The sequence below is a fragment of the Myxococcales bacterium genome, from assembly GCA_016706225.1.
Lineage (GTDB): Bacteria > Myxococcota_A > Polyangia > Polyangiales > Polyangiaceae > JADJKB01.
Genome location: JADJKB010000005.1, coordinates 253,417 through 273,202 on the forward strand (window position 1 = coordinate 253,417; position 19,786 = coordinate 273,202).

Consider the following 19,786-nt stretch of genomic DNA (forward strand, 5'->3'; position numbering starts at 1 on the left):
TGCGGATCGCGCTACACTGTCGTGGCTCCGATGTCCGCGTTGTTCCCCCTGCCCGCGTACCGCGCTCGTTACCGGGCTCAGCAGACCGCGCTGCTGTTACAATCGCTCGTCACCCACCAGCTGTTGCGGGTCGTCTTGGGCATGCGCATTGTTCCGAACGACGCCGCGCTGGCCGAGGTGCGGCGCCGATACTTCGCGCTGCTCCAGCGAGATTTGGCCAACGTCGAGGTCGGCGTCTACCCGCGCGACCTGCTGTTCCAGATGCCGATCGGTGACTACGCGCGCAAGCTCCCGATGTTGATGCGGGACCTGCCCCGAGTCTTCTCCCGCTCACGCCGCGGTGACTTCAAGGATTTGCCCAGCGAGGTGAGCCTCGAGGACTACCCGCCCTACTTCCGTCGCAACTTTCACTGGCAGACCGACGGCTACCTCAGCCGGCGCTCCGCGGAGCTGTACGACCTGGGAGTCGAGCTGTTGTTCTTGGGAACCGCCGACATCATGCGCCGCCAGGTGATCCCACCCATGGTGCGGTTTGCGGCGGAGCAGGGCCTCACGCGGCCGCGGATCTTGGATGTGGCGTGTGGAACGGGTCGAACCCTGTCCCAGATCGCCCGCGCCCTGCCGAACGCAAAGCTGTACGGGCTCGATCTGTCGCCCTATTACGTGCGGCAGGCCGGGGAGTGCCTGACGTCGCTGGATGACGTGTCGTTGGTGGCCGACAACGCGGAGGCGATGCCGTTCTCCGACGGCTGGTTCGACATCGTCACTTGTACGTACTTGTTTCACGAGCTTCCGCGAAACGCGCGTCGCAACGTGCTCGCAGAGATCCGGCGAGTGCTCAAGCCTGGCGGTCTGGTGGTGCTCGAGGATTCGGCGCAGCAGGAGGACTCCGGCGCGGTGGCTTTTTTCCTCGAGCAGTTCAGCGCCGAATTCCACGAGCCTTTCTATCGGGACTACTTGGAGGACGACCTGGCATCGGTCGCGCGCGAAGTGGGCTTCGACTCCGTCGTCTCCGAGCCCTGTTACGTGGCAAAGCTGGTGACCGCGAACAAGGCCCGCGCTCCGGCGCTTGCCGTGTAGCCTTGGCAGCCCTCACTCCTCGTCGGCCGAGCGCCGCCGTTTGGAGGCGATCAACGCTCTGACCGCTTGGCGCGCCAGCATCGGCGCGGTGAACATGCTCTTGGCGAGCGACCGGGCGAGGGCGAGGGGAGTCGAACCGTGGGCCTCGATTGCCACGCGCTCCCCGGACACGACCTCTTCGATGGCGCCGCGGGCGATCGTGCGGGTTCCATCCGAGCGGATCTCCACGATCATCCGTGCGACCACCGGCGGTTCGCCCGGGCGCTCCGCCAGGCGTGCGTCCTTCGCGGGCTCCGCAAGCGCGTCGTCCGACTCGTCGCCCGAGCTGTCGTCGTGAACCGGCACGATGTCGCCCCATAACACGCGCCGACGTCGGCCGCTTCGAGGGCCTAGAACACCGATCAGCTTGCGCTGCTCGTGTTCTAGGACACTTACGTTGGGGCTGCGCCCCAAACCCCCGGCCTTCGGCCGTGCGCGCTCCGCGCGCGAGCGCCGAACACCTTGCAAGTCGCTGAAAACAAACGACGTTCAACCTGTTCGGCGCTCTAGCCGACTGCCTGCGCTAGGGCGCGTCCGGGTCCGGGTCTTCGCCACCCCGCAGCGAGTAGCTGCCGAGCGGTTCTCGGGTCGGATCCGGTTTGCGCTTGAGGGGCGCCTTCTCTTCCGGTGCCGACTGCGCAGGCGTTCCAGCCGGAGGAGAGGGGCGTGACAGGGCGATCGCCCGCTCCAGGTCGCCCCCGGGCGGCGCGGTCATGCGGTCACCGATGGGCTCACCCAGGGCATCCGAATCGTCCGCCGGAACCGGATCCGTCGTGCGACTCACGACGTGCGGCACGGCCGGCTGAGTGCGTCGTGCGTCCTGGTGCGACACCAGTGGACGAGGAACCGGCACGCGGCTTGGCGCAAAGCGCGTCAGTTCAGAGAGGTAGCGATCGCGCTCCGCCGTCACCCGCGCGAGCGCCGCCTGCGCGTCATCCCGCTGCTGGTGCAGACGCCTGAGGAGCTCGCGGGACCTCTCGCGTTCGACCAAGAGCTTTTCGACGTCGCGATCCGCATCGGTCACCACCACCGGGTTGAGGCTTCCGACCAGGGGAGGGACCTCGCCAAGCCCTGGGTTGGTTCGGCGGACCGGAGAGGGCGCTGGAGGCGCGGTTTCCTGGGTCTGCCGCATGATTCTTTCGAGGCGTTCGAAGGCCTCGTCGCGCTCGCGGACCAGCTCGTCCACCCGCAGCTCGTGCTCCTCGAGCAGGCCGGCCAGGAACTGGTCTTGTTCGTGAATCAGAAACTCGCGGTCGCCGCGCGTCTGCTCGAGCTGCTGCTCCAGGAGGGCAACTTGATTGCCGGACACCAGCCGTTGCTCGTTGCTCGACGCGAGCATCTCGCGCACCCGGTGCAGCTCCGCGCCGAGCTGCTCGTTCGCCTCGCGCGCACCGCTCACGCCCTGAGTGACCTGCTGAATGGCTCGATAGAGCGCGCCCAGCGTCGCCTCGGCGCGGCTGCTCGCGGCGAGCGCCGCCTCCACTGTCGCCTCGTGCTCGGCGCTCGGCGCGGTCGCATGCGGCGTCGGCGCTCCGTCCGGGGAGTTGTCCCACCCTTCGTCGGTGGATTCCGCCGACGGGATCCCGGACGGAGGAGACAGGCCAGGCGATGTGCCCATGCCAGCGAGAATAGCTGATGGGCGCCCGATTCACAGCCCTCGGACCGCCGATCGGCCCTCAGGCCGTTTCAGGCCCACGGCGCTAGGGAACACGCCCTCCGCGGTCAATGCGCAAAGCGCCCGGCACATCGGGCCCTTCGCCCGTGACGTACGGCGTCGCCGAGCTGCTACGATGGGCCGCCATGAAACGGCTCGACGTGGTGCTCTTTGCCGCAGCGCTCTTGGCGCTCGCGTGCGATTCGAGCGAGTCCAAGTCGAGCAGCGCCCCGCCGCCCAACACTGCGGCACCGGCCCCCGTCGGGAGCGGCGGGCCGTCCATCTTGGTCGTCGCCACGCCCGGTCAGCCGGCCACCTTCGCTTCCGCCGACGGCGCCGCACTCTCCGGGGAATTGTTCCTGTCACCCGAGCCCAACGCGCCAGCGTTGATCTTGGTTCACCGCCTCGACGGCGACCGGCAGGAGTTCGCTCCTCTGATCAAGAAGCTGGTGCTGTCACCGAAGCGGTTCAGCATCTTGAGCTTCGACCTGCGCGGCCATGGCGCGTCGAAGGCTCCCGCGAAGGAGAAGCAGGGAGATCACTCCGCGCTCTCGAAGGACGTCGAAGCCGCCATCAAGCACGTGTCCGAGGCCGCGAAACCCCGGGCCATCGTGCTCGTGGGCACTTCTATCGGCTGTGCGCTCGTGAGCGAGGTCGCCTTCGCCGAGCCCAAGGTCACGGCTCTCGGTCTGGTGTCTCCCGGCGAGGCCATCAGTGGGCACCCGTTGTATCGCCCGTACGCCGAGGTTCGGAACCTGGCAACTTTCATCGCGGGCGCGAAGGACGACACGGTCGCAAAAGCGCCTCTCGATGCGCTCGAAAAAATGGCCATGCGCGGGACAGTGAAGCGCTACGAAGGGGCGCGCCACTCCGCGCATTTCTTGGGCGAGGAACATCCCGAGCTCTGGGACGACCTCGAGACCTGGGCCATGAGTGTTTTCGCTCAAGAGCCGACCGAACGTCGCTCCTTGTATCTGGCCCCGGGCAAGGAGCCAAAAAAGATCGGGCCCGGAGCGGTCCCCAAAAAACCGGGGAAAACCCCCTGATGCCGCGGGTGCTCGTGGTGGAAGACTCCGGCGCCACGCGTGCGTACGTGCGCGGAGCGCTGACCGCTGCCGAGGCGGGCGGCAATCTGATCGAGGTGGTGGAAGCCGAGAGTGGCTTCGAAGCGCTGCGGCTCTTGCCGCGCGGGGACTGGGCGCTCGTGATTACCGACGTCAACATGCCCGACATCAACGGTCTGGAGCTCTTGTCGTTCATCCGTTCGAGCGAAAGGCATCGCGCAACGCCGGTGCTGCTGATGTCCACTCAGACCTCGGAGCGGGACCGAGAGCGCGGCATGAAGCTCGGCGCTGCGGGCTACCTCGCCAAGCCGTTCACACCCCAAGAGCTGAGGGACGAGGCGCTCCGTCACATGCGCTCAGCGGAGGTCGAAAGCCAGCATGGCTGACCCGGGGGAGCGGGCGCGCGAAGAGTTCTTCACCGAGGCGCAGGAGATCGTCGAGGCCTTCTCGCGAAACCTGCTCTCCCTCGACGCGACGCTCAAGGCGGGCGGGGACGACCCTTCCCTCGTCAACGAAGCGTTTCGCGCAGTTCACACCCTCAAGGGGCTGGCAGGGCTGTTTGGCGCTTCGAAGATGGGAATGCTGTCCCACCGGCTCGAAGACGTGCTCGACGCGCTGCGCCTGGGGCGCATGCACCTGAGCCCGCAGGTGCTCGATACACTCTTTTCCGCGGTCGACGTCTACGCTCAAATTCTGGTGGCCGAGAAGGAGGGTTCGGAGGCGCCGCTCGCCGCCGTGGACGATCTCTGCGCCGTGCTCGACGCGCTCGGGTCCGGTGGTGTTCCAGCGGGCCAGCTCGGGTCCAGCTACGAGCTGGACCCCGGGCTGCTCGCAGTGCTCACCGAGTACGAAGAGCACAGGCTGCGCGCCAACATCGAGCACGGTCTCGCGCTCTACCGGTTGCGCGTGCAGTTCGATCTAGCAACAATCGATCGTGCCCTGGAAGAGATCAAGGAGCGCGCAAAACGCCACGGTGAGATCATCACCTACCTGCCCACCGGCGAATCGGCTAGCCCCGATACCATCGAGCTCGATCTGCTCATGGCGTCGCGCGACGATCTGGCGACACTGATCGGCACACTGGGCGCCGACCACGTCGTGATCGAAGCGGTCCCACGCCGTCGCCGGCCTTCCCTGGCAGCCGGCACCTTGCACCCACCACCTCCGGGCGGAGGGACGCTCGTCTCGTTGGCGCCTCCGGCGCCTGGAGCCGAGGCCTTGGTCGAGGAAGAGCCGGCGCCGGCGGAGCACGCGGCCTCACTCAAGTCCGTGACTCAGACGGTGCGGGTGGACATCAAGAAGCTCGACCACCTGATGAACATCGTCGGTGAGCTCAGCATCGTGCGGGGGGTCCTCTCGCGGCTGTCGGAGCGGGTGCGAGCGGACGGACAGCGGCAGCTCTCCGCCGAGATCCTGCGCGTGCACCGCAATTTCGACCGGCGCCTGGGTGAGCTCCGAGATGCGATCCTCGAGGTGCGCATGGTCCCCCTCGGTCAAGTGTTCGACCGCCTCGCGCGGGTAGTGCGGCAAATCAGTCGTGACGTCGGCAAGGAAATCCGGCTGGTCATCACCGGCGCCGAAACCGAGATCGACAAACTCATCGTCGAGGAGCTGAGCGACCCGCTGATGCACATGATCCGGAACGCCATCGATCACGGCATCGAGTCGGCAGAGGTTCGTGAAAGAGCCGGCAAGCCGCCCGCCGGCACGATCGCCCTGAATGCCTATCAGAAGGGCAATCACGTCATGATCGAGATCGAAGACGACGGCGGCGGCATCGACGAGGAAGCGCTGCTGGAGAAGGCAGTGGCGTTCGGCCGCATTGCGCGGGCCGAGGCCCACGACCTGAGCCGACAGGAGCTGCTCGGGTTGATCTTCACTCCCGGGGTCAGCACCCGAGACGAGCCGGGGGATTTCAGCGGCCGGGGCGTTGGCATGGATGTGGTCAAGACCAACCTCGGCAAGATTGGCGGGGTCATCGACGTGCACAGCGAGCGCGGCATCGGCACGAAGATGACGATCACGCTGCCGATCACGCTGGCCATCGTCAACGCGCTGCTGGTGCGGGTCGCGGGCCAGGTGTTCGCGATCGCCGTGAGCAGTGTGTCGGAGGCGATCGTGTTCGACCCGCGCAAGCTGAAGCGAATCGATGGACGCGAGGTCATTTCGCTGCGTGGTAAGACGCTGCCGATTTGTCGCCTAGACGCGGTACTCGCCCTGGCCAGCGAGGGGCCCAGCGAAGGACGCCGTTATGTGGTCGTGACGTCGCTCGGCGCGCGACGCCTCGGGCTGGTGGTGGACGCGGTGCTGGGGCAAGAGGACATCGTGATCAAGGCGCTCGGTGCGTCGTTCGACGACATTCGATGTCTCTCGGGGGCGACCGAGCTGGGCGACCAGCGTGTGGGTCTGGTGCTCGACCCCGCGGCGTTGCTCGAGGAGGTACTGGCGTCGGCCGAGACGGCGGCGCTGGGGGCGGCTCTCGGTGGCTGACCTCCAGAAGTTGCCCGCTCGCGGCTCGCACCGACGCAACCTCGCTCACGTGGGCCCGGTCCGCGAGTTCCTCGTGCTCGCCCTCGGAGGCGATGACTACGGCGTGGAATTGACCAGCATCCGCGAGATCCTGAACCCGCCGCCGATCACGCCGGTGCCCCGGGCAAACAAGGCGATCCTCGGCGTGTGTAGCGTCCGCGGGTTGTTGGTCACCGTGCTCGATCTGCGGCGGCGGCTCGACCTCGAGCCGAACTCGGCGCCGAAGCGCCGGCGCTTGCTGCTCACCAACGGTGCGCGGGACGAGGTGTTCGGGATCATCGTCGACGAGGTGCGCCAGGTCGTGCGCCTGACCGAGAGTGAGCTCGAGCTCTCGAGCGCCGTGCTCGGGGACGACGTCGCGGATCACGTGCTTGGCATCGGCCGACCCCAGAGCGCACAAAACGTGATCATCTTGCTCGATCTGTCTCGCGTGGTGGCGCTCTCGCCGGAGGAGAAGTGATGGCTGGCGGAAAGATGAGGCCAGATCCTCAGAAAAGCTTGGTTGGGTTCACGGTGGGCGACGTCAGGTACGCCGTCCCCATCTCGGCAGTCCGAGAGATCGTCAATCCCCTCGACCTCACGCTGCTCCCGCACTCTCCGCTGTCCGTCGCGGGTGTCGCCAATCATCGCGGTGCGGTGATCCCTGTCGTCGATCTACGAGCGCGATTCGGCCTGCCGCGCGCGTCGGATCAGCGGCGCGCCAAATGGATCTTGGTCGACGTCGAGGCTCGAACCGTGGGGTTGATGGTGGATGGGGTCACGGAGGTGTTCGGCACCGGGGGAGCAGACCTCGAGCCGGCGCCGAATCTGGGCGCGGGTGACGACGTACGGGGCATCATTGGTGTCGCCAAACAGCCCGACGGCATGGTGTTCGTGCTCGACGTGTCGCGCTTCGACTCGATCGTCGCGCCGCTCGCCGCCCAGGGGCTGCTCGGCACCGGAGAGCCTGGGTCGTGAGTGACGGCGCGGCGCTCGAGCAGGCGCTCGCCACCGGCGACGTCGAAGAGCGCCGACGGGAGGTCGCGCGCCTGCGCACTCTCCCCACTCTCGCTCGTCCCGAGCTGCTCCTGACTGCGCTCGGTGACGTCGATTGGCGTGTGCGCAAGGAGGCTGTGCTCTCACTGGTGGCCTTTGCGGACAAGGCCGAGGTGCTCGAATTGCTCTTGGGTGCGCTTCGGCCCAACGACAACGTCGGTTTGAGAAACAGCGCAGTCGAGGCGCTGGCGAGCTGCGGGGTGAGCGCACTGCCTTCGCTCGCGCGGGCGCTCGGAGCGCTCGATCCGGACGGGCGGAAGCTGGTGGTCGATGTCCTCTGCAAAGGTGGCCGACCGGAATCGTTGCCGCTGCTTCGCTCCCTGGTGCGCGATCCCGACGTCAACGTACGCGGAGCGGCGGTGGAAGCGGTCGCCACTGTGGGCAATGGTTGCGCCGAGGAGGCCATCGCCATCTTGGACGCCTGTCTCGACGCCCCCGAGCCCTTCGTACGGCTCGCCGCGCTCGACGGCTTGAATCGACTCGGGGCGATCTTGCCCTGGGAGCGGCTGGCGCCGCTGGTCGGTGATCCGGTGCTCGGTTCGCGCGCGCTCATCGCCGCCGCACGCTGCGGCGCCGAGCCCGCTGCCGACGTGCTCTTGCTCGCGCTTGGGTCAGCGCGCGATCTGGGATTTTCCGAGGTGCTTGGCGCAATCATCGAGCTTGCGCGGACCAGCCCCGCGGGTCGTGCGCGGCTCCAGGCCGGCGCTGGAAAAGTCTCCAGGGACGACATGGACCGCGTTCTCCGTCTCGCCGGTGACGAGCTGGCGTTGCCGCAGGCCCGGCGTCATGCGCTGGGCGTCGCAGGACTACTACGCGCGGCCGCTGCGGCTGTCGTTGCGGTGTCCGCGCTCTCGGACGATGCGCTGGCAGAGGAGGCCGAGCTGGCGCTGGCCGAGCTCGGAAGTGTCGCCGTCCCGGCGCTGGTGGCCGGCGCGGACGGTTCGAGCTGGGAGCAGCGCGCCGCCTGCATCGCGCTGCTCGGACCGATGGCCGCCGTCGAGCCTGACGCGGCAGCAGCGGCCAAGCGTGCGCTTCAGGATCCGGTCCCAGAGGTGGTCGCCGCTGCGCTCGACGCACTCTCGGCTGCCGGGGATCGCTCCGCTCTCGGTGACGCTGCCAGACTGCTCTCGGCGGGACCTCGGGTGACGCAGGCGGCGCATCGCGCGCTAGTGGCGTTGGCGCGGCGGCATCCCGCGGACGCCGAGAAGCTAGTGCAGGCGGCGAGCCCAAAGGGAGCGGAGGCGGAGGCAGCTGCGATCGCAATCGAGGTGCTCGGGCCCGGGCGACCGCAGGCGCGAGCTCATTTGGACTTCCTCGCGGCCGCCCTCGACGGACCATTCCCCAGCGCTCGGGCCGCTGCACTCTCCGCGCTCTCGGCGATGGTCGATGCGTCTGCACTCGAGCCCGTGGCATTTGCCTTGAGTGACGAGGAACCCCTCGTGCGGCTTGCCGCAGTGCGTGCGCTCGGCCGCCTGCGGGGCTCGGACGGACGCGCGCTCGGCGTCGAACGCCTCACCGAGGTCGCCCGTTCCACGACCGAAGTCGTCTTGGCGGCCGCAGCGGCCCGTGCGCTGGGCGAAGTCGCCGACTCACGCGCAGCTCCTGTGCTCTCCGGCCTGATCGATCGGCAGCCAATCTTGGCCGTGGCCGCCATCGAGGCCCTGTCTCGGTACGAGCAGGGGCTTGGCCGCGAAGCCTTCACGCAAGCGCTGGGTCACGCCGACACCGAGGTCGTCAAGACGGCGATGCGGGCCCTGTCTACCGGGACCCCGGCGGGGATGGCCGAGCTGCTCGCAGGCTGTCTCGATCATCGGGAGTGGGACGTGCGCCGGCTGGCCGCCGAGTTGATGGGCTCACTCGGGGGCGACACGGCGCTCGCTGCACTCCGCGGCAGGCTGTCGCTGGAAGCTCATGATCTGGTCTGTGAGGCCATCGCGCACGCGATCGCCGAAGCCGAGGGTGCGAGCGGGCGACGGCGCACGGCTCCCCCGCCGAGCCTGCGCGGGGTGCCGCGGCGATGATCCCAGCGTCGCAGCGCCCCCGGCTCGAGCCGGACGTCTTTCATCTGCTGCGAGACTTGATCAACGCGCACGCGGGCCTCGAGTTCCACGACGACTCGCTCTACGCCTTCGAGCGGCGGTTGTCCGAGCGGGTCGCAGCGCTCTCCTTGACGGGCTTCAACGAGTACTACCAGTACCTGCGCCTCGCGAGCGGTGGCATCGCGGAGCTGGATGAGGTCATCGAGCTCTTGACCACGAAGGAGACGTACTTCTTTCGGCAGGAGTATCAGCTCAGAGCGCTGACCGAGGAGGTCTTGCCCGAGCTCGCCCGGGTCAACCAGCGCGTTCGCCGACTGGCCATCTGGAGCGCGGGCTGCGCGACCGGGGAGGAGGCCTACACCCTGGCGATGTGTGTGCTCGAGACCAAACTCTTCGAGGGCTGGGAGGTGCGCGTCATCGGCAGTGACATCTCCAAACGCAGCGTCGCCAGTGCGCGCCGCGGCGTGTATCGGCCCAACGCCTTTCGTTCCACACCCCCCGCCGTCCGGCGGACCTATTTCGAGGAGCGCCCCGACGGCAGCCACATCTCCGAGAGCGTGAAGCGCCTGTGTCACTTCGGCCAGCTGAACCTTCTGGAGGCTTCGCGCTCGTCGATCGTCGGCCGGGTCGACCTGGTCCTGTGCCGCAACGTCCTCATCTATTTCGACGCGCGTTCACGGGCCAAGGTGATCTCGAATCTGTACGATCGCCTGCTTCCCGGGGGTTTCCTGCTGCTCGGCCACTCGGAATCCCTGTGGAACGTTTCCACTGCCTTCGAGCTCGTCCATCTGAGGGACGATCTGGTGTACAGAAAACCCCTGATCACCGGCCGGCTAGACCGACCGCTCGAGTGATGGCGAACATGGACATTCCGGTCATTGCCCCCTCCACGGTCCTGGTCGTCGACGACTCGGCCTTCAATCGGCGCAACATCTCGGAGATGCTCGAGACGAGCTCCGAGGTGCGGGTCGTCGGCAAGGCGGGGGACGGTGAGGAGGCGCTGCGCCTGGCGCTCTCGCTGCGGCCGGACGTCATCACGCTCGACCTCGAGATGCCGCGGATGGATGGCTTCACGTTCCTCAGAATCCTGATGAGCAAGCTGCCGACTCCGGTCATCGTGGTCTCGAGCTACAGCGCGAAAGAGAACGTGTTCCGCGCGCTCGAGCTCGGCGCGCTCGATTTCGTCGCCAAACCCGACCAGAAGAGCGACGGCGACTTTCAAGGTATCGCCGCCGAGCTGCTGGCAAAGGTGCTGCTCGCTCGCACCCTCCGGCGCGGTGTCATCGTGGCACGACCGCAGCTCGACTCCCTGCCCGGCACCGACTCGGTCCCGCCGCGCTCCGCCGAGCGGCTGCCCCCGCGGCACGTGATCGGGATCGCCTCGAGCACGGGCGGTCCAACGGCGCTGATGCAGCTCATGTCACGCATGCCGGCGCGTTATCCCAACGCAGTGGTCGTGGCGCAGCACATGCCGGAGAAGTTCACCCGAACGTTCGCCGAGCGACTAGGCCGGCGCAGTGAGCTGGACATCCGGGAGGCCGTGGAGGCTGACGAATTGGTTGCCGGAGTCGCCCTGGTTTGTCCGGGCGGGCGCTCAGTCGTGCTCGATCCGCGTCCGCCGACGTCGATGCCGAGGGTCCGGGTCCGGCCCCCGGCGGCCGACGACCGCTACGTCCCCAGCGCGGACCGGCTGTTCACGAGCTTGGCGGAGGCCCAGGGGTCTCGCGCCGTGGGGGTGATTCTCACCGGCATGGGGGACGACGGTGTCGTCGGCGCGCAGGCCATTCTGAAGGCCGGCGGCGTGGTGGTGGCGGAGAGTGAGGCCACCGCGATCGTGTACGGCATGCCCGGCGCCGCGATGCGCGCCAAGGTCGTCACACACTCGCTCGCGCTGCCCGAGATCGCCGAATATCTCGCGTCTCTGACCTGAGTTGCCCGGGCTCCGCGCGAGGTTGACACGTCGGAGACGGGTGCACATGGTGCCCTCAGTCCACGTCCTTGGTGCCTCTACAGAGGCCCGTGGGCAATCGGAGTCGACCCGGGGACGGGTGATTCTGTCGGTCGACTCTCACGAGATCGAGGAGGAAGAACCATGTTCGGATATCACAGAGATTTCGATCGCACACTCGCGATCATGGACCAGCTTCGGCGACGCATGGATGGCGTCTTCGACGACTTCGGCAGCGGCGGTGACCCGGAGATCGCAACCGGAAACGTGCCCCGCGTGAACTTCCACGACACCGGCAATACCTATGTTTTCACCGCAGATTTGCCGGGGGTTCGCGAGTCAGACCTGAACCTGACCCTGAATCAGGAGGTGCTGACGCTCAGCGGTGAGCGCAAAGCGGACGCGCCGGAGGGTTACGCCGCGTATCGGCAAGAGCGCGGTGCCTATCGCTTCTCGCGCAGCTTCGCGCTGCCCGCCAAGGTCGACCCCGAGAAGACGGCGGCGGTGTTGAAGGACGGCGTGCTCACGCTGACGTTGGAAAAAGCGCCCGAGGTCAAGCCGCGGCAGATCGCCGTCAAGGTTGCCTGAGAGGAGAAGCCATGGCCAAAGACGAAAAACTCGAGAAACGATCCGACCGACCAACGCTCGCTCCACGCGTCGACGTATTTGAAAACGACCGCGAGATCCTGCTGCTCGCGGATCTACCCGGCGTGTCGAGAGAAGCACTGACGATCCAGGCCGATGGCGACGTGCTGTCGTTGGACGCCCGGCGCACCGGCGCGCCTGCCGGTGCCCTGGTTGCCGCGGAGTACAAACCGGTGGACTTCAAGCGGACCTTTGCCATCCCGCCCGCGGTCGATCGTGAGCGAATCGAGGCAAAGCTCGAAGCCGGTGTGCTGTGGCTGCATCTACCGAAGCGCGCCGCGCTGACGCCGCGCAAGGTCCCGGTGCGGGTGGCGTGACAGGGCGGCGGCTTGCGGGGAATGTCTCCCCCACCGCGCTTGTTCCACCGGCCAATTTCGCGACGGCAAGGCCGTCACGCTGCAGGCTGCCCTCGATGAGCAACCCTCCGACGTGCGGCGTGCCTTTGCGCCGGCCAAGGCCGACGCTCTGGACGGCCTGACCCTCGGGGAAATCACGCCGGGAGCTCGAGGCAAGTTGCGGCTGCCTGACGGCCTGCGAGCGGGCGCGCTGGTGGTCGAAGTGGAGCCTGGCGGCGCCGCGGCGCGCTCGGGGATGCGCGCGTCGGACGTCGTGCTCGAGGTGAACCGGGAAAAGCTCGCGGGAGTCGAGCGTTTCCCTCAGGCCTATCCAAAAGGCCCGAGGGCCGACTCTGCTGCTCATCTTCCGGGAAGGAGCCACGCTTTTCCTGGTGGTTCGCCGCTGAACGAAACACAAGCGAGGATAGCGGCGCCCAAGCGGGCGAGTCGGAGCTAGCATCTGCAGTCATGAGCACGCGCGACGGCCCTGGGCCGCCGGTCGCCCCGAAGTCGGGCGAGGCCGGGCCGTTCGCCGGATCCGCGGGTCCGTTGGGCCCGAGCCCGATTGCCCCCGGGCTCTCGTCGTTGGAGGTGAGTCCGACGCCCCCGGCAGCGGCCACGGGCAACGGCTCTGCGCTGCCGCGCATCTGCCCTGCTTGCTCAGGTCGTTATCCGGCGGACTTCCGCGTCTGTCCGCGTGACGCGACCCCGCTCGCCGATGCACCGGAGGACGAAGATCCGCTGGTGGGCTCGACGCTGGCCGAGTCCTACGAGATCACGAGGGTGCTGGGTGAGGGCGGCATGGGGCGTGTGTACGAAGCACGCCACACACGCCTCACCAACAAACGCTTCGCGATCAAGATGCTGCACCAAGAGCTGGCGCGGCAGCCGGAGGTCGTGGCGCGCTTCCAGCGCGAGGCCGAGGCAGTAGCAGCCATCGAACATCCCAACGTGGTTGGGGTCTACGACGTGAACCGCGCGCCGGACGGACGCCCATACCTGGTGCAAGAGCTGCTCGAGGGCGAGGAGCTCGGACAGCACCTGGACCGAACCGGGCGGCTGCCGACAGCGACGGGTGTGCACATCGTGCGGCAGGTGTGCCGCGCGCTCGCGGCGGCCCACGCCCGTGGCATCGTGCACCGCGACGTCAAACCCGAGAACGTGATCCTGCTCGGCGACCCGAGCATGCCCAGCATCAAGATGGTCGATTTCGGCATTTCGAAGATGGATGAGGGCGCGGGGCTGACCAAGACCGGAGTGGTCATGGGCACGCCGGCGTACATGGCGCCCGAGCAGGCCCGGGGCGACCGGGTGGACGCTCGTGCGGACATCTACGCGGCCGGCGCGATCCTCTACCGGGCGCTCACGGGCCGAAAACCCTTCGAGGGGCTGGACCAGATGGCGACGCTGACGGCGGTGCTGTGTGAGGAGCCGCCGCGGCCCCGCTCGCTCGCACCCGCGATGCCCGAGGCGCTCGAGCTGATGATCCAGCGCGCGATGGCGAAAGATCCGGGCGAGCGGCTGCTGCGCATCGAGGAGCTCGACGCAGGGCTGGCGTCTTTCGATCATCCGGAGGCAACCACGGGTCGCTCGCCGTGGAACGCCGCTGCGAGGGGTGACGACAAGACCCTGCTCGCAGCGGACGCGACGGCGGTGGCCGATGCCTCGAGCAGAGCGCGACGGGCCCGCCCGTTCCTGGTCCTGTCGACCTTTGTCGGCTTCGGCTTGGGTCTGCTGGTGGTGGGCGACGGAGTGCTCGGTGCCGTCCGGTTGATCGGCGACGCGAGCGTGGGCCCAAGCATGGGGCAGCTCGTGCTCAGCGTCGTGCTCGGTGGTGTCCTGCTCGCCGCGCCGGTCACCCTGTGGATCCGCTTCTTGGCGCGCGGGATCTGGACGAGCACACCCCGAGCCATCGAAGTCGGCACACGGATGAAGAGCTCGCTCTATGCCGCGGTCGTGAGCTACGCGCTGCTCGCCCTGTTTGCACGGCTCCTGGCCTTGGTGTTCTGGCGTGCGCCCGACGTCATCGGGCACCCTGGCTGGTCGCTGCTCGCGCTCGTGGTCTGTCCGCTGGCAGGTGTGACAGCTTGGCTCCTGTCGCGCCGCCCGGCGTCACGAAGGGGCTGACGTGGGCGAGCCGTCTCTTGCCGTGCAGGGTCCGACGGCTGATGACATTTCGCGCGACTCGGTCTGGCTGCGAGCCGGATTTGGTGCGGTGTGGTTTCTGACGGGAGTGCTCGTCGTACACCCGCTCTACCGCTCCGTCGGCGCGAGCTATCTTGGCCGACTGGGGCTGCCCGCCTGGCTGATGCCCGTCACGTGTGCGTTCGAAGTGGCATTGGCGGTCTGGGTCGTGCTGCGGCGTCCGTCGCCGCTCTTGACGCTGTTGCAGCTGTCGATGGTGGCCAGCTTCACGCTGATCCTTGCGTTCAGCGAGCCGCGACTCTTGATCAGTCCGTTCGGCATGCTCACCAAGAACCTGCCCATCCTGGCGGCGATCGCCGTGGCCTGGCTGATCGAAAACGAGGGTTGGTCGGCTCGCGCCCGCTGGCTGCTCCGCGCCGGCATGGCGGCGGTCTGGCTGACGGAAGGACTGGTCCCGAAGATCTTGTTCCAGCAGCGCGAAGAGCTGTGGATCGTCGAGCACACCGGGCTTGCGTTCGGTCGTCCGGCGACGGTGCTCGCTGTGATCGGCGCCATCCAGCTCGCATCGGGTGTGCTTGCGCTGGTGCTCGAGGGCAAGGCGCTGCGCTGGGTGCTGGGCGCGCAGATCGCGGGGCTCGTGCTCTTGCCGCTCGTGGTTTCGTGGTTCGTCCCCTGGCTCTGGTTCCACCCGTTCGGGCCGTTCACGAAAAACCTGGCCGTGATCTGCGGAACCGTAGTCGTATACCGCCGATGTTCGTCTTGGTCCTGAAGACGATTCACGTGCTGGGCGCGGTGCTGTTCCTGGGTACCGGAGCTGGCAGCGCGTACTACAAGCTGCGGGCGAACGCCTCGAAGGAGGTTGCGGTCATTGCGTGGTGCGACGCCGAGGTCGTGCGCGCCGACTGGTGGTTCACGGTGCCGTCCGGCGTGTTGATGCCGGTGACGGGGCTGTGGTTGGTGGAGCTGTACCGCCTGCCGCTGGCGACGCCGTGGGTGTGGCAGGCGCTCGCGGGTTACACCATCGCCGGACTCACGTGGTTACCCGCGGCCTTCATGCAGGTGCGCATGAAGCGGCTGTCCGCGGTGGCAAAGCGCGACGCGACCCCGCTGCCTCCCGCCTGGCACCGAATGCAGCGCGCCTGGGCCATGCTCGGTGTGCCGTCCTTCGGGGCTACGATGGCGGTCGTGTGGATGATGGTCTCGAAACAGGCTGTGCTCTGAGGCACGCACCGCGAGGCATGAGCCGTCGGTCCCGCGGTCCCCGGGGAGGGTGCCCGAGGTGGCTGGCTGCCCAAAATTTTCCCTGCGGCGCGCAAGCTCGGCTCGGGTGGGTGTCAGGGGATCACCATGGTCATGTGCAAAGCTGCGCCCGCAGTCCTCGTCTTCGTCGCCCTCGGGAGCGCCGCCTGCGCCAATGAAACGGGGCTCGGGGCGGGCGGCGCGGGCGACGCCGGCGGCAGCGGCGGCGCGGTCGTCACCGGCGGCAGTGGCGGTGGCTCGGGGTCCAGCGTCGGCAGCGGTGGCGAGGCGAGCTGTCCGAAAGGCCCCGGCTACGATCCGGTCGGGGCCCCACAACTGATCACCCAGCTCACCGCCAGGCTCTTTGACCAGTCAGGTGCCCCTGCTCCGAATGTTCCCGTGTTGGTGTGCGGATTCGGCGCCTGCAGCAAACCTGGCAGGACCTCGACGCAAGGCGAGGTCTGCACCTTGGACAAAGACACGGGCGTCTGCAGCCCCGGACTCTTTCCCGGGCTCGAGATCACGCGTCCGGCGTTCAAATACGGGCTTGGCATCGAGTTCGTGAAGTTCGCGCAGCCCCTGCCTTCGACCAGCACCACCTACGCCGTTGGTGACGTGACCACGGTTCGGTTGCCGGACATGTCTCAGGGCGTCGAGTTGATCCCTGGCGCATCCGCCACGAGCAGCGGAGTGACCCTCACGCTGGCGGCGGGCACAACGATGGAGTTCGATCTGCTCGCTTTCGAGACGCCGGAGCAGCTGAGATTCCGAGCCGCCGAGGTGCCGTTGGCCAAGGCACCTCCCGCCGTAGACGAGAGCATCGGGTTCGAGATCGTCGTGGGTACGACGCCCGTCGATACCCGGTTCTGCCCACACGCCGCGCTCAGCGTGCCGAACACCGCGGGCTGGCCTCCCGGCACCGAGGTGGAGTTCTGGGTGCACGGTGTCTCCCTCGACGAGGAGTGGGCGCCGTACGGTGGCTGGGGCAAGGTCAGCGACGGAACGGTGAGCGCCGACGGCGGTCGTGTGGTGACGGGCGACGCTGCGGGTGTGCCGATCCTTGGTGTGTTCGGGATCAAGAAGCACTAGCGAGCTTGCGGTGCGATGACCGCCGTCGCAGGCCGAGGGAGACACGTCGAGCTTGACGTCGTCGTCGATGCGGTTATCCTCACCCGAAGTACTGACCAGGTGGTGACAGGCTCCCAAACCTAGATTTTCGCTAGAAAACCTCGAAAAGAACTGGTGCGCCGCGAGTCGTTTCGCGATGAGCCCCGGTCAGCCATCTGCGGCGAAAGTCGCGCGTGGCGGGAGTATCCTGAAGCCGCCGGCTCGCGCGCGAGCCACAGAGCGGGGTAGTAGGAGTGGCCCCTACGCCGGGATAGCCTCCCGGAGAGGTTCGTTCGATTCGAGCCCCCGCAACCGTGTCGTGAGCCCCGTATGGGATCACGAACCCCGTCGCGCGCCCAAGCGAGTCGCGCGCCCGCGAGCCCGGCCGCCGCCGATGCACGACGGCACGCTTGCATGTGCAGTCCTTCGTCGTGCGTCGGCTTCTCCGATGCAGCGAGGAACGCTGCCGAGGCGTTGTTGCGCCTTGGTTGGAGAAACCATCTTGAAGAAACAAAAGGAAATGAAAAAAATGGAAACAGAATCTGAAACTTTGAACATGACGTTGGCGATACCCGCGGGCGTCACTGCGCGACCCCCGCAGCCCGAACCGGGGTCGAGCGCAGAGGAAGAAGCGCGGTCGAGCCTGGACACGTCGCGGTTGGCCGAGGAGCTGCGGACACTTCGCGCTCGCTCGCTGGCCCTGAAAGGCCGCCTCCGCCAGCGCTGGACGGAGCCCATGGGAGACGTGCAACGAGAGCTCCTGGCCGTGCAGCTCGAAACCACGGAGCGCTTGGTGCTCTTGACCTGGACCCGCGGCCGCCTGCACGTTCGCACGATGCCCCAGCGAGACGCCGTGCAGGGTACGGACACGTTCTACTTTCGTTGCCCCGGCACACGCGCCCTGCAGCTGATCCGTTGGGACCCCAGCGACTACCGCGACCGAATCGTGCGTGCGCTCCGGCCAGTCTATGCCGCAGCGCCCAGTCATGCGGGGCGTGGCGCCGCGAGCGCCCAGGGGTCGAGATGAGCACCACGCACGTCTCACCGTTGATCGACATCGGCGTGAACCTCGGTCACCGGAGCTTCGCTCGCGATCGGTCGGCCGTCCTGGCTCGAGCCCGCGCTGCGGGCGTCGTGCAACAGGTCGTGACGGGAACGAGCACGGAGGGCAGCCGCTCCGCCGTCGGGCTCGCACGGGAGCATCCGGGTTTGCTGTTCGCGACGGCTGGTATCCACCCCCACTCTGCGAGTGAGCTGAATGCGTCGTCCATCGCGACGCTGCGGGAGCTCCGAGAGCGCGAGGCCTCCCCGGTGGTCGCGATTGGAGAGTGCGGGCTCGACTATGACCGCGACTTCTCCCCGCGCCCCGTGCAGCGAAGGTGTTTTGCGGCGCAGCTGGCCCTGGCCGCGGAGCTCGCGCTGCCGGTGTTCCTGCACGAGCGGGAGGCCCACGAGGACTTTGCTGCGATCTTGCGCGAGCACCGCGCCTCACTGACCGGCGCGGTGCTGCATTGTTTCACCGGTGGCCGCGCTCAGCTCGGTGCGTACCTGGAGCTCGGCTGCCACATTGGCATCACCGGTTGGATTGCCGACGAACGTCGCGGAGCTGCGCTGAGAGAAACGGTCCCGGCGATCCCGGCGGGGCGTTTGATGCTGGAGACCGACGCCCCCTTCCTCTTGCCGCGGAGCGCACCGAAGAGTGTGGGACGTCGCAATGAGCCAGCCTTCTTGCCGCTGGTCCTCGCAGCGGTGGCAGCGGTCACCGGGCGCGACGCGCGCGAGCTCGCGCTGGACACCACGCGAACAGCGCAGCGGTTTTTCGGACTGCCCGCTGCCACTCTCGAGATGGCGACGGCGGCGGGGGAACTCTGATGGGGTGGGCAGCGGGTCATATTTCCCGCCTCGCCGCCGGCGAGAGCGTGAGCTTTCGTCCGCGTGGTAGCAGCATGCGGGGTCGCGTCGAGGATGGCGAGCTGGTCACGGTGTGCCCGCTCGCGGCGCACGAGCTCGGAGCGGGGGACGTCGTGTTGTGTCGCGTTCGTGGCGCGGAGTACCTGCACCTGATCAAGGCGGTGCAAGGGAAGCGCTACCTGATCGGCAACAACCGCGGTGGGGTGAACGGGTGGATTGGGCGGCAGGGAATATTTGGGCTGCTGGTCCGGTAGCCGGGCGACGACGGGGGCACGGCTGGGAGCCAGGGCGCCGTCGTCCTATATGTCGGGGATGAGTTTGGTCGAAGGCGTTTCGCGCTCGCGGGCGGGCTGGTTCTTGCGGTTCGTGTACTGGGTCGCCTCGATCAAAGTTCGGGCGCGCACCGGACAGGCCAAGGTCGTCGGTCCACTGAAGGTCTTCGCACACCACACGCCGCTCCTGCTCGGCTACGGCGCCTTCGAGTCGGGCCTCGAGCGCTCCAATCGATTGCCCGCCCGATTGAAGACCTTGGCCAGCATTCGTGCCGCGACGCTGGTCGGGTGTGCATTCTGAATGGACATCGGCTCTGCCGTGGGCAGGGCACAGGGTGTCAGCGAGACCCAGCTGCTCGAGCTGGCGAACTACCGAGACAGCGATGCCTTCGATGAAACCGAACGCATGGTGCTGGAACTCGCGACCCACATGAGCGGCGCGCCCGTCAGCGTCCCGACAGCGCTTCGAGAATCCCTGCGTAAGCGCTTCGATGACGCCGAGCTCGTGGAGCTTGCGGGCTCGATTGCCTGGGAGAACTTCCGCGCACGCTTCAATCGAGCGCTGGGCATCGCCGCGGATGGATTCTGCGAGGGTGCGTTCTGCGCACTCCCCGCCAAGGCAGCCGCGCTGAACGACGAAGCAGGTTGACCGTGTACGCATCGGGCGCGCGCGCTGCGACCCCCCGCACACCTCGGCGCTCGCGCACAAGAGTTCCGCCGAATCCCCGCGTGATTTGACCCGAG

General features: G+C 67.6%; 23 protein-coding genes. 21 read left to right on the forward strand and 2 right to left on the reverse strand.

All coding sequences use genetic code 11. The annotated features are described in order from the left end of the window. Window positions 1–30 precede the first annotated feature (30 nt). Window positions 31–1,080: a class I SAM-dependent methyltransferase gene (locus tag IPI67_08935; protein ID MBK7580313.1), complete on the forward strand. Its 1,050-nt coding sequence runs from the start codon at window positions 31–33 to the stop codon at window positions 1,078–1,080. Between the two features lie 12 nt (window positions 1,081–1,092). On the opposite strand, the gene IPI67_08940 is transcribed toward IPI67_08935, so the two are convergent. Both IPI67_08940 and IPI67_08945 read right to left on the reverse strand, forming a co-directional pair. Then, a complete protein-coding gene (locus IPI67_08940; protein ID MBK7580314.1) occupies window positions 1,093–1,425 on the reverse strand; it encodes a hypothetical protein in 333 nt (110 codons plus the stop codon). A gap of 217 nt (window positions 1,426–1,642) precedes the next feature. Continuing rightward, complete coding sequence (locus IPI67_08945; GenBank protein MBK7580315.1) at window positions 1,643–2,737, reverse strand: hypothetical protein; 1,095 nt, start codon at window positions 2,735–2,737, stop codon at window positions 1,643–1,645. A gap of 182 nt (window positions 2,738–2,919) precedes the next feature. Here IPI67_08945 and IPI67_08950 point away from each other — a divergent pair, with 182 nt between their 5' ends. The 20 genes from IPI67_08950 (at window position 2,920) to IPI67_09045 (ending at window position 19,691) form a co-directional block, all read left to right on the forward strand. Then, complete coding sequence (locus IPI67_08950; GenBank protein MBK7580316.1) at window positions 2,920–3,819, forward strand: alpha/beta fold hydrolase; 900 nt, start codon at window positions 2,920–2,922, stop codon at window positions 3,817–3,819. Further along, entirely contained in the window at window positions 3,819–4,223 is a 405-nt protein-coding gene (locus IPI67_08955) for a response regulator (protein MBK7580317.1), read from the forward strand. The genes IPI67_08950 and IPI67_08955 overlap by 1 nt, the downstream gene beginning before the upstream one ends. Continuing rightward, entirely contained in the window at window positions 4,216–6,327 is a 2,112-nt protein-coding gene (locus tag IPI67_08960; protein MBK7580318.1) for a chemotaxis protein CheA, read from the forward strand. Before IPI67_08955 ends, IPI67_08960 begins: the two co-directional genes overlap by 8 nt. A 49-nt stretch (window positions 6,328–6,376) precedes the next feature. Further along, the gene (locus tag IPI67_08965) at window positions 6,377–6,826 is read left to right on the forward strand and encodes a purine-binding chemotaxis protein CheW (protein MBK7580319.1); all 450 of its coding nucleotides are present in this window, start codon (window positions 6,377–6,379) and stop codon (window positions 6,824–6,826) included. Next, window positions 6,826–7,323, forward strand: coding sequence for a purine-binding chemotaxis protein CheW (locus IPI67_08970; GenBank protein MBK7580320.1), 498 nt, complete (start codon window positions 6,826–6,828; stop codon window positions 7,321–7,323). Before IPI67_08965 ends, IPI67_08970 begins: the two co-directional genes overlap by 1 nt. Further along, window positions 7,320–9,422, forward strand: a complete 2,103-nt coding sequence (locus IPI67_08975) for a HEAT repeat domain-containing protein (GenBank protein ID MBK7580321.1) — start codon at window positions 7,320–7,322, stop codon at window positions 9,420–9,422. The genes IPI67_08970 and IPI67_08975 overlap by 4 nt, the downstream gene beginning before the upstream one ends. Then, a complete protein-coding gene (locus IPI67_08980; protein ID MBK7580322.1) occupies window positions 9,419–10,294 on the forward strand; it encodes a protein-glutamate O-methyltransferase CheR in 876 nt (291 codons plus the stop codon). Before IPI67_08975 ends, IPI67_08980 begins: the two co-directional genes overlap by 4 nt. Window positions 10,295–10,302: 8 nt before the next feature. Then, window positions 10,303–11,370: a chemotaxis-specific protein-glutamate methyltransferase CheB gene (gene cheB / locus IPI67_08985; protein ID MBK7580323.1), complete on the forward strand. Its 1,068-nt coding sequence runs from the start codon at window positions 10,303–10,305 to the stop codon at window positions 11,368–11,370. A gap of 162 nt (window positions 11,371–11,532) precedes the next feature. Next, window positions 11,533–11,976: an Hsp20/alpha crystallin family protein gene (locus tag IPI67_08990; protein ID MBK7580324.1), complete on the forward strand. Its 444-nt coding sequence runs from the start codon at window positions 11,533–11,535 to the stop codon at window positions 11,974–11,976. An 11-nt stretch (window positions 11,977–11,987) separates the two neighbouring features. Next, window positions 11,988–12,350, forward strand: coding sequence for an Hsp20/alpha crystallin family protein (locus tag IPI67_08995; protein MBK7580325.1), 363 nt, complete (start codon window positions 11,988–11,990; stop codon window positions 12,348–12,350). 112 nt (window positions 12,351–12,462) lie between these two features. After that, window positions 12,463–12,825, forward strand: coding sequence for a PDZ domain-containing protein (locus IPI67_09000; GenBank protein ID MBK7580326.1), 363 nt, complete (start codon window positions 12,463–12,465; stop codon window positions 12,823–12,825). 11 nt (window positions 12,826–12,836) lie between these two features. Continuing rightward, window positions 12,837–14,495 (forward strand): serine/threonine protein kinase, encoded by a 1,659-nt coding sequence (locus IPI67_09005; GenBank protein MBK7580327.1) that lies wholly within the window; start codon window positions 12,837–12,839, stop codon window positions 14,493–14,495. Window position 14,496: 1 nt separating this feature from the next. Continuing rightward, complete coding sequence (locus IPI67_09010; protein MBK7580328.1) at window positions 14,497–15,282, forward strand: DoxX-like family protein; 786 nt, start codon at window positions 14,497–14,499, stop codon at window positions 15,280–15,282. Beyond that, a complete protein-coding gene (locus tag IPI67_09015) occupies window positions 15,264–15,734 on the forward strand; it encodes a DUF2269 domain-containing protein (protein ID MBK7580329.1) in 471 nt (156 codons plus the stop codon). The genes IPI67_09010 and IPI67_09015 overlap by 19 nt, the downstream gene beginning before the upstream one ends. Before the next feature lie 126 nt (window positions 15,735–15,860). Further along, window positions 15,861–16,841, forward strand: coding sequence for a hypothetical protein (locus IPI67_09020; GenBank protein ID MBK7580330.1), 981 nt, complete (start codon window positions 15,861–15,863; stop codon window positions 16,839–16,841). 574 nt (window positions 16,842–17,415) lie between these two features. Beyond that, the gene (locus IPI67_09025) at window positions 17,416–17,886 is read left to right on the forward strand and encodes a hypothetical protein (GenBank protein ID MBK7580331.1); all 471 of its coding nucleotides are present in this window, start codon (window positions 17,416–17,418) and stop codon (window positions 17,884–17,886) included. Then, complete coding sequence (locus IPI67_09030; GenBank protein MBK7580332.1) at window positions 17,883–18,731, forward strand: TatD family hydrolase; 849 nt, start codon at window positions 17,883–17,885, stop codon at window positions 18,729–18,731. Before IPI67_09025 ends, IPI67_09030 begins: the two co-directional genes overlap by 4 nt. Further along, window positions 18,731–19,024 carry a S24/S26 family peptidase gene (locus tag IPI67_09035; GenBank protein ID MBK7580333.1) on the forward strand — a complete coding sequence of 98 codons (294 nt, stop codon included), beginning with the start codon at window positions 18,731–18,733 and terminating at the stop codon, window positions 19,022–19,024. The genes IPI67_09030 and IPI67_09035 overlap by 1 nt, the downstream gene beginning before the upstream one ends. A gap of 58 nt (window positions 19,025–19,082) precedes the next feature. After that, a complete protein-coding gene (locus IPI67_09040) occupies window positions 19,083–19,343 on the forward strand; it encodes a hypothetical protein (GenBank protein ID MBK7580334.1) in 261 nt (86 codons plus the stop codon). Then, window positions 19,344–19,691 carry a hypothetical protein gene (locus IPI67_09045; protein ID MBK7580335.1) on the forward strand — a complete coding sequence of 116 codons (348 nt, stop codon included), beginning with the start codon at window positions 19,344–19,346 and terminating at the stop codon, window positions 19,689–19,691. The last annotated feature ends 95 nt before the right edge of the window (window positions 19,692–19,786 follow it).